This window comes from Mycobacterium sp. E802, from assembly GCF_001666875.1.
Taxonomy (GTDB): domain Bacteria; phylum Actinomycetota; class Actinomycetes; order Mycobacteriales; family Mycobacteriaceae; genus Mycobacterium.
In genome coordinates this window covers 25057-35013 of record NZ_LZJD01000084.1, presented here as the reverse complement: position 1 = coordinate 35013, position 9957 = coordinate 25057, and the positions used below count along the sequence as shown (strand labels likewise).

At 60.9% G+C, this 9957-nt stretch carries 5 protein-coding genes and 2 pseudogenes; 5 read left to right on the top strand and 2 right to left on the bottom strand.

Annotation, left to right across the window (positions count from 1 at the left end; translation table 11 throughout):
* Nucleotides 1-188: 188 nt before the first annotated feature.
* Nucleotides 189-4040 carry a hypothetical protein gene (locus A5699_RS12900; protein WP_157561220.1) on the bottom strand — a complete coding sequence of 1284 codons (3852 nt, stop codon included), beginning with the start codon at nucleotides 4038-4040 and terminating at the stop codon, nucleotides 189-191.
* Nucleotides 4041-4388: 348 nt separating this feature from the next.
* On the opposite strand from A5699_RS12900, the pseudogene A5699_RS30280 reads away from it, so the two are divergent.
* Nucleotides 4389-4802, top strand: a pseudogene (locus A5699_RS30280) (TniQ family protein); the annotation flags it as partial.
* Between the two features lie 267 nt (nucleotides 4803-5069).
* On the top strand, nucleotides 5070-6356 hold the full coding sequence (locus tag A5699_RS12895; RefSeq protein ID WP_067769791.1) for a hypothetical protein: 1287 nt from the start codon (nucleotides 5070-5072) through the stop codon (nucleotides 6354-6356).
* A gap of 391 nt (nucleotides 6357-6747) precedes the next feature.
* On the opposite strand, the pseudogene A5699_RS12890 reads toward A5699_RS12895, so the two are convergent.
* Nucleotides 6748-7519: pseudogene (locus tag A5699_RS12890) on the bottom strand (IS3 family transposase); the annotation flags it as partial.
* Here A5699_RS12890 and A5699_RS30145 point away from each other — a divergent pair.
* From A5699_RS30145 to A5699_RS12875, 3 genes are all read left to right on the top strand, one after another.
* Complete coding sequence (locus A5699_RS30145) at nucleotides 7460-7783, top strand: helix-turn-helix domain-containing protein (protein WP_080596740.1); 324 nt, start codon at nucleotides 7460-7462, stop codon at nucleotides 7781-7783. The pseudogene A5699_RS12890 and the gene A5699_RS30145 overlap by 60 nt on opposite strands.
* Nucleotides 7784-7981: 198 nt before the next feature.
* Nucleotides 7982-8755: an enoyl-CoA hydratase/isomerase family protein gene (locus tag A5699_RS12880; protein WP_003881692.1), complete on the top strand. Its 774-nt coding sequence runs from the start codon at nucleotides 7982-7984 to the stop codon at nucleotides 8753-8755.
* Nucleotides 8756-8766: 11 nt separating this feature from the next.
* Entirely contained in the window at nucleotides 8767-9951 is a 1185-nt protein-coding gene (locus A5699_RS12875) for an acyl-CoA dehydrogenase family protein (RefSeq protein ID WP_003881691.1), read from the top strand.
* Nucleotides 9952-9957: the final 6 nt, after the last annotated feature.

Genomic DNA, 9957 nt, shown 5'->3' with positions numbered 1-9957 from the left:
CACCCACCGCGCAGCCCAAAACAGCAGGTCAAGCAACTATCAACTGCGAAAATCGGCCAAGGTGTCCAAACTCAGGCTTGAACGCTGCGGAAGGCGTCGGCGTCGTCACTGACGGAAACGATCCAAATACGCACCAAGCGTCTGGTCGAAGTCGGCGGCGACTACCTACACAGCAAAGGCCCGTGGCTTTATTGCTTGCGCGTCATGGTGATCTCGGTGCCCGCCGCCCTGCTAGTCCATCCCTTACACGCTTTCTTGAACTTGTTGACGAACAATCGGTGCGCTTCGTCTTTCGGCATTCTGATCGCAGTGGTGGCGGGATCGACTACGCCGGCGTAGGGCGGTCCTAATTCTGTCCACAGCTGAAGGGTCATGGACTCGGTGAAGTTGGCTGGTTGAACGTTGGCCAAGGCGATGATCGTGTTTGTCGGCGCCCCTCCCGATGCCATCAGAGTCAGGATCTCGGGTGTCACGACAGCGTGCACGGAGTCGGCGTATCTGGCCGCGGCGGCCACCGTGTTCTGAGTGAGCGGTTGCGGGTAGTCCGGTAGCCGCAGCAGAGTTCGGTCTTTGATTTCGACTGGGATGCGCTCGCTGGCGAACAGGTCGGCGAGGTCGGTGGTCAAGACGAGTGTCGGTGCGTCGTGCTCCATGATGCGCGGTGATTGGATGATCGCGAATTCGCGTGTCTCCCAGTCAGTATCATGGTTGATTCGTTCCCGGTTAGTGGGGTTCTCGTCGATGAATCCTGCCTGGATCAGTAGCCCGTATAGTTGTCCGTTCTCCGGTGGGATATGGGACAGGTCCAGCGGCCGCGCTGCGCCGTGGATCAGCCTGACACGCACGTCGGCGGACCCAATCTGGGCAGAGCTCACGAGACATTCGGCTAGTTCTAGCTGGGTTTCGGGCTCCAGGTCGCTCCAATTGCCGATGGCTTTCGCGGTTCGCAGAAGTTCGACCAGGGCGTCGTCCACGCTGTAGTTCTCGATGTAGGCCCATACATTGGCGGCGGTGGCCGCGATCCGGCCGGTTAGCATCAGTGGCGGCCAGGTTTGTGGATCGACTTCGTCGAGGTCGTTGACCCGGCAGTCGGGCGCGGCGAGCCGAGCAATCTCGCCGACTGCCTTCGCGTCGTAATCGAATACAGTTGAGATGATTCCGACGAACGATTCGGGCGCGTCCACGGTGTACCGCTGCGCCTGCCCACCGCGAGCATCGTTGTCGCGGGCCAGCGCGGCTGCGTAGACGCCGGCGTTGGCGATTGCATAACCGAACACTGTGGGGTTCACGGCGTGGAGGCGATCGAGCGCGATGCTCTCAGCGCTATCTTGCCTTAGGGCGTCGGCCAGATTCTGTGTAGTAAGGGTGTACAGGCTTCGCTCGACAACCATATCGTGAAGGCCCTCCCTCAGAAGGTCCAGAGACGGCAACCGGATACTCAACTGTTCGAGGATTCGGCACGCCGTCACGTGGTCCTCAGCTTCTGGATAACTCCAACTCGTATAGAGGTCTGGATTACCCGTGAATATCGTGAGATCTGCGTAGTGGTTGGCGATGTACGCTCGCGTTTCTGAGCTGACCTCGTAGGCACGCCCGCCGTCCATGCCCACGAGTGCGTCGTCGACCAACCTCAGCCACGTTCTGTCATCGGCTATATCGAGTTCGAAAATCGCCATCAGGATGTACCCCCACATCGCGCTCAGCCGTCGAACGAACTGTCCCTCATGTCGTCCTTCCAATACGTAGGCTTTGACGAAAGTTTGCTCGTCGCTACCCCAACGCGTTAAGGGGTGCAACATCTGATCGGTCAACGAACGCCAGTAATCCGATTCTGTCGATGTTGGGTTGCGGCTCAGTAGGAAGTTGAAGATAGAGACGTTGTACAGGCTGCGGTCACCAACGGAGTCGATTGATTCTCTCAAGATGTCCTCGGCGTCTTCCTCCGTGAGCGAGATCGAAACCCCCATAACGTTTCGCTGCACCTGATGGACGATAAAGTTCTTGGCTCTCACCGTGATTCGGCCCGCGTAGTAGCGCCCGACATAGAGGCTGAAATTCCAATCGATGTAGCCCCTTCGCACCAGCTCTGCCGCCAACTTCGACTTGAGGGTATCGTCAATCAAGTCGTCCATCGATTGCCGCGTAGCGGTGCGGAACTCTGGGTGATAAGCCAGGTCGGCCATGCTGGCTTCCCGGAGGAACTGTTTGTCGAGTTCTAACTGCGCGATCCGCGCTTGGACCTCGGCACGCCTCGCGTCGCTCCAATGGACGAGCGACACCCGCTCTTGGACAGCATCTTCGAGATCTGCCAGAGCGATCCTGCCGCTCGCATAGGGGCCATTGATTTCGAGTGCCCATGGTGTCACGGGGCTTTCGAGCGCCCTGGCCCAGAAAGCTACGGTGCGCAGTTCGTCGAACCCGGCTGGGTGCTCGGGATCGTTGAAGTGGCCAACCGACGAATATTGGCCTGCCAAGGACACCGTGACCTGGCCGGTGATGTGGCCGGGCCCCCGCTGAAACCTCTGGAGCCGGTGAATGTAGGCAACGAGGCGATCACCGACCAAGCCCGCGTACGACGCCAGCTCCTGTTCGTCGTCGCCGCTGAGTGTGCTTCTGGCTTGATCAATTTCGTCGTTGATGCGGACGATGTTCAGCTCGACAAGTTCTCGTGCCATGTTGTACAGCGTGTCGAGTTCGCTCCTTCCGTCTTTGATCTTGTCAAAGTCTGCGAGGTGAATGTTCTTGTAGCACAACAGGGCAAACAGAGTGCTATGGGTGAGGCCGGCCAGATTGTCGAACCCGCCGCTGAGCAACATGGGTTGGAATATCGCGAACTCGTTACGGATGTTCTTGATCAGCCGCATATCGGTAATGTGCTTCGACGTCAGATCGATCAACGCCGGAGCGATAGAACCCACCTGTCTCATCTGCTGGGCCATGAGGTCGCCTGCCGTGACATGGCTGATGAAAGGAACGATTGGCACAACCAGATCGAAGAACTTTGTCCGGTTGGCTCGACCCATCACCGCCTCCGCCATGTCCTGTGTGGTTGGTGAGTCCTCCTCAGCTGACGAGGATTGCTCAAAGATGCTGTCCCGCAATGCGTAAATGAACCGAATCGGTCGACCATCAAGTTGCTTCGATGTGTTCAGGATGGTGTTCAGTGCGCGCAGCGTTTCAAAGATCAAGGGGTTATCGAAGCGGTCGATGTCCTCGAAGATGACTGTGTCGAAGGGGGTGGCTTCGAAGAAGTAGACAATTTCGTCGAGGTATTCGTCGAAGAAGCTGGCGGATTGGTTCGACAACGCCACTGTGGCTGGCCCGGCTCCGAGCTTTTCCACCCACACCCGATTGTGCAATGCATAGCGCGTTCCCAATATCGTGATGACAAGAAGTGCGTACACCGTCGCGTGAGCAACGATCTTGAGGTGCGTCGTTTCGCCGAAGAGAGCGACGAAACGATCAGCGAAACCGCCCAAGAACATCACGGCGAACGCGACACCAGCCAGAAACAGTCCCAGCGTGATCTCACGCGACCATCGAAATCTGGTGATGCGACGAAAGCGCGACGCACGGACGTTCGGCGGATCGGCGCGGTAGAGCAGCTGTTTGACGATCTCCTTTTGAATCTTGTTGGACTGAGAGCGCATTGCAGCGCGACTGCCGTCCTGTTCTTGACCGCTGTCCTCGCCGAGGCTGGACAGTGCAATGGTGACTGTCCTCTTGCTGCGTTCACTAGCCAACTCCGCTGGCACGCTGCTCTTGCCGGCCCCGTATCCGCCCGTCACTGCAATGTTCAGGATGCCGTTTTCACGGTCGGTGAACACATTCTTTAGATGTTCGACGTAAATGCCGTGGGCGGCCTCGTCGTAGCTGGGTGTCAACGCCACCAACTTGGCACCACGAACTGGCGCCGGCGATTTCCGAAACGGGTTCCACACGGCGCTCGACTTTAGTGCCGGCCCGCCCTGATAGCCGACACATCGGCCACCGCTCGTCGAAATCGCCGCCGCGAGTGCACACAGTACGACATGGTTCACCAGCCTCGCCTGCGCCCGAATAGGCGATCACCTTCACACTGGATTGCCGGCCCCACACCTTCAACATCCACATCCGATTGTCGGACCTTGTTTGACGGCGCGGCAGGTTCGAAGCTTAGGCAGGTACTGGGCGCACGACCCGTGGCGGTCGCTTGAAGTCGCCGTCGTGATTCGGCACCGGTATATCGTGCGAAGTGGCGTGGCGGACTCTTGCCGATCCTTTTGGATTCCCTCGCCAGCGGCCTTCGTGCGTGCCCTATTTGCCCATTCTGGCCGCCGATCCCGAGTCTCTTATGCGCGGGCTCTTTGCCCAGCTAGTCGGGCAGACAAGCTGGAGACACTCAAAGAGTGCACACAACGAATACCCGGACGTTACCGATCCGGGTGGCACCGCTGGATGGCGAAGCGCTCGATTCATGGCTTGAAGCTCAAGCCCGACGGTACCGCATTTCCTTTGGTGCGACGGCACACCTTTACGCGATTCAACCGCACCCCGGCTACGGGTGGATGGTGCGCCTGAGCGAGCAGCAGTTTGACCTTATTGCCTTCAAGACCGGCATCGATCGGGTACGCGCCAGCACGCTGCTTGTGAGCCACTTGCGGGGCAGAGCCCTGGAAGTAGACGATCGTGGTCAGGTCGACTCATCATTTCCCTGGAGCGACGTAGGTGCGTCCCGGTATTGCCCACAATGCCTGGCCGAAACCGGTGGACGCTGGCAACTGTCGTGGAGGCTCAGATGGTCATTCGCCTGTACTGTGCACCACTGCCTTCTGGCTGACACCTGTCCGGTGTGCGAGCGGAGGCAGCGAACAAGGACGCCTTGGAAGAGTCAGGTTCCACGACCTGGCGCTTGCACAGCAGGGGCCAGGACGGAGCCGTGTCCCGGCGACCTCACTGCTGCCACGCCATTCGTGTTGGCATCCGATCACCCCCTTATCAACACACAGAGGCAGATCGATTTGATCACCGCAAACGGACAAGCTGATTTCGGTCTATACGGCCACCGACCGCAATCGGCACGTCAAATCTTGACCGACATCGCCCTGCTGGCGGCCCGCGTCCGCCACCACATTCGGATCAATCAACTCGCTGATGCCCCCGCAGAACAGCTCCTCGCCTCATATGCCGAATCACGCCCCACGCTTCCGGCCATCTGGCCACTGCAACCGTTGCTCGGCGCTCCCTCCACGGCTGCCGAAACCGCTGTAACACTCGGCGCCTCGCTGAACATCCTCGAATCGCGCTCGGCGGCTGAGGCGGCAACGAAAATGGATTGGCTCTATCCGACTGCGGCCTGCGCCGCCCAGTCTCTCTGCGCGGGACGACCCACATGGCTGATGGCGAGCAGTTCGCTGATCGCGGCGTGCGCCAAGGTCGCCGGCTCGAAGCGGACGCCGATTGCCGACATGCGTCGAGATTATTCGCTCCGGATCTCCAGCGCTGCACCCGTTAACCAGATCACCCCGGAATGCTTGGCCCGCAGAATCCCGACGATGTTGTGGCAGTCGTGGACTGTCCGCATCCAACCGATCGGCTCGCACTCCTCAGCGACACGGGAGCACCTGTCTGTCCGCACGCTGTTGGCAGCGACACAGCTTAGTTGCGCGGACGCGGTCGGCCTTCTCTGCGGCACACTGACAACCGGCGCCATAGCAAGCGCCATAAAGGCATTGAGTCAAGATCCTCATTGGCCCGCTATCAGCGAAGCAATCGCGCGGTTGGCCGACTACCTCTGCACGCGTGACCCAATCATCGACTACGCGAGGCGTCGAGGCCTGGACTATTCGGACTTGCTGACCGAGGCCAGTTGGCGCCGACTCTGCCGGGACGTAGAGATGTTGCCTGGTGGCTCCCTCACTCATGAGGCGGTGCGTCACGTGCTTTTTGAGAAGATCAGCGGTCTTCCGGCAGAAATGCTGGCTTACGGCGAGTGCGTGAAACACCCATACACTTTCCGCCAACAAATCAAGAATTTCCCCTTGGTAGCGACTCCACAACTGGCCGAGGCGCTTTGGGACGAAGGGCGACTATTCCTCGCCCGCCGCCGAATCGATGAACCGTTGACCTACGATCCGCCCCTGTTTCTGCTCGAAGGGTTAGACGTACCAAGTGCCGACATCGATCACATCAACATCGCCATGCTGCACCGACTAGCCGACCAGATCCCATGGCCCTCAACGCTGGCAAGCCTTCTCTGCACGGACACCGACGCTATCCGCTACCTCCTGGAGGAACACCCAGTTGCCACCCGCGGCAGCGATCACAATTCGTTGCACGCCACAAAGAATCGTTGGCAGAGAACAATTGGCCCCTGAACTCGCCAGCACGGCCCGTTTTAAGCGAGGGTCTGCCGATACCAATGAAGTGAACACAGCACAAGACGCGGACCGACCGGCTTTGGATCTCACCGTGGAATACGTCATCGCCGTCAGCGACAGCGAGACCGTTCACGGCTGCCGACTCTCTACCTCTCGGTGGCGGGCTGCTACCTGTTGTGTTGAGCACCGATCGGCTGGGGGTCGGTGATCCACCAGCTATGGTATCGCGAGCGAGTTTCGGTACTTCCATGATGGAGATGTCCGGGATTTTGCGCCCACTCCTCGCTCATGGCCAATGCAGCCGCGGTCGTCTGGCAGGTGATCGATTGGAATGGGAGTGACGTATGAACGGTCGCACGTATGGGTCTGCTGCATGATCAGGTGACAGTTACGGTAACGCGGCCTGACTGGCCGGTGTGGTCATGATGGCTTCGAATTCGATCGGGGTCAACCGCCCGAGTCCGGCTTGGCGTCGGCGGCGATGGTAGGTCCGTTCGATCCAGGTGACGATGGCGATCCGCAACTCTTCGCGTGTGCTCCAGCGGCGGCGATCGAGCACGTTCTTTTGGAGCAGAGCGAAAAAGCTTTCCATGGCCGCATTGTCGCCGGCCGCACCGACCCGGCCCATCGATCCGACCATCTCGTAGCGGCCGAGTGCGTGGACGAATCGTCTTGACCTGAACTGAGATCCGCGATCAGAATGCAGAATGCACCCGGCCATATCACCGCGGCGCGCCACCGCACTACTGAGCGCTGCGCTGGCCAACCGGGACTTCATCCGGGAGTCGATCGAGTACCCAACGATGCGGTTGGAGAATACGTCCTTGATCGCGCAGAGATAGAGCTTGCCTTCATCGGTGCGATGCTCGGTGATATCGGCCAGCCACAGACGATTTGAGGCATCAGCGGTGAAGTCCCGCTCGACCAGGTCATCGTGGACCGGCGGGCCAACCTTGCCGTTCTTGCCGCGCAACTTGGGCGAACACGCTCCACAACTGATTCTGCGAGCAGATCCGCCAGGCGGTGCGCTCGGCCATCGACTCGCCGGCCTCTCGGGCCTCTTCGACCAGGTAGCGATAGCCGACCTCGGGGTCGTCGTTATGGGCGTCGAACAGGGCGTTGGCGCGATAGGCCTCGACGAGTTCGGCGTCGGTGATGGGATGCGCGGCGCCACACGGCACCTGCTCGCCCGCGCCACCACCGGCTACGTGGGGGCCGCGGACCTGCCCTCCGACGTCCTTGCCCGCGCGGCACGACGCAAACTGTCTGGTTTGGAGCAGGCGGAGGCGCAAATGATCATGCGCGCACTGCACGAAGCCGGGGGCAACAAACAGCAGGCGGCTGACACCTTAGGCATTGCCCGATCCACCCTGTACCGCAAAGTGCGCGCCCTCGGTCTGGATCTGCGGGTAAATGCCTACTGACAGCCGAAGGCCTGCACTGGCGCGGAATGCAACACCACACCCAAACTGTGCGCCCATAGCCTCACAGTCGAGCCCACACGATGTGGTGCCTTTCGATCACAGTTGAGGTCTTCTGATGCAGCCCACCCACGTCATCACCGTGGTAGCGACACCATGCCCACCGCCCACCCTGCACCGTCGACCGCAGCGAGGCCGCCGATGAGCTCAGGACAGGTCACCTTCGACACCGACGGACCCGTCGCGATCATCACGTTGGATCGCCCACAGGCACTCAACGCGTTGACCGTTGACATGCTAAGCCAGCTGGCCGCGGCTTTCGGGGATGCCGCAGCCGACGACAGTATCAGGGCCATCGTGCTCACCGGCGCCGGCGAACGCGCGTTCTGCACCGGCGGCGACCTGGCCGAACTGATTCCGCGTCTGACTGCCGGGGAACTGAGCATCCTCGTGCCCGATGCGAGCAAGCGCTTCTTCAGCGACATCTTCAAGCCGATCATCGCGGCGGTCAACGGGGTCTGTGTCGGCGGCGGACTGGAGATGCTGCTCGGCACCGACCTGCGCCTCGCGACCCCCTCAGCCGCGTTCGGACTGCCCGAGGTGCGCTGGGGTCTGATCGCCGGCGGAGGCAGTCACGTCCGACTGCCTCAACAAGTGCCCTGGGCCATCGCGATGCAAATGTTGCTGACCGGCGAGCCGATCAGTGCCCAACGCGCCCACCAAGCCGGGCTCATCAACGACATCGTCGAACACGAGGCGTTACTCGCCCATGCCGTCGGGGTGGCTAAAGCCATCAGCGCCAACGCCCCTCGCGCCGTGCAGACCGCCAAAGAAATTGCCGTGCGTGCATTGGCCAACGACGCGGCATTCAACCTCGAGTACGCCTTCAACAAGCAAGTCATCACCTCCGACGACGCAAGCGAAGGACCACGCGCCTTCACTGAGAAGCGCACGCCCCACTTCACAGGAAAATAGGAGCGCACCCGGTGAATGCCAGCCCCACCCTCGGCGTGCATCCCGCCCACGCCGACCTTGTCGCGTCCGTATTCGACGCCGTCGACAGTGTCGTGGCAGCCTGCCCACCCTCGCTATACCTGCAACGGGCCCGCCAGCGCACCCACGCACCAGAACTCTGGGAAGCCATCGTGGCGGCCGACTTGCTGGCCATCGGCATCCCCGAACATCTCGGCGGCGCCGGCGCCGGCGGCGGCCTGACCGGATGCGTTGCCGTCATGGAGGCGTTGTCTCGGGCCGGCGTGCCGCCACTGCAATACTCCCTGACCACCTTTTCTCGCGAAGCCATCCTGCGCTTCGGAACGCAAGCCCACATCCGAGACCATGTGCTCACCACCATCAGCGGTGAGCGCCGCTTCTGCCTGGGCGTCACCGAACCCGAGGCGGGAACGAACTCGTTCGCTTCGCGCACCACCGCACGGCGCACAGAAGCCGGATACCGAATCAACGGCCAGAAGGTATATATCTCCGCTGCCGATGAATCCGACCACATCCTGCTGCTGGCCCGCACCGCGCAGCCAGGAGAACACGTCGGCCGCCGGCACGGTTTCGGGATCTTCGCCGTCGATCTCAACACGCCCGGGGTCAGCATGCGACAGCTCGACATTGAATGGTATGCACCGGAATACCAGTTCGAAGTGTTCTTCGATGACGTCGAGGTACCCGCTGAGGCGCTGATCGGGGAAGAAGGACTGGGTTTCGATCACCTGCTCAGCGTGCTGAACCAGGAAAGGATTACCATCGCGGCCTGGGCGCTGGGACTGGGCGAGTACGCGCTGTCCAAAGCGGTCGAGTACGCCAAAACCCGCGCACCGTTCGGCCGACCCATCGGCGCATTTCAAGCAGTGCAACACCCGCTCGCGCTCGCCAAAGCCGAGATGGCCGCCGCACGTCACGTCATGTACACCGCCGCAGCACAATACGACGCTGGAGAGGATGCCGGCGAGCAGGCCAACATGGCCAAACTGCTGGCATCGCGGGCGGCGCTATCGGCCATCGATGCCGCCATACAAACCCACGGGGGCGCGGCTTTCGTCTACGAAACCGATGTCATCACGCTCTGGCCGATGATCCGTGTCCTCCAGATCGCCCCCATCAACAACGAGAGCGTTCTGAACTATCTGGGGGAGCGACTTCTCGGCCTCCCGCGAAGCTGACTTATG

What these genes read in the sequence shown, in the direction of transcription:
- A5699_RS30145 (WP_080596740.1), top strand. Translation starts at nt 7,460, where the DNA reads ATGGGCGTCGAACAGGGCGTTGGCGCGATAGGCCTCGACGAGTTCGGC.
- A5699_RS12880 (WP_003881692.1), top strand. Translation starts at nt 7,982, where the DNA reads ATGAGCTCAGGACAGGTCACCTTCGACACCGACGGACCCGTCGCGATC.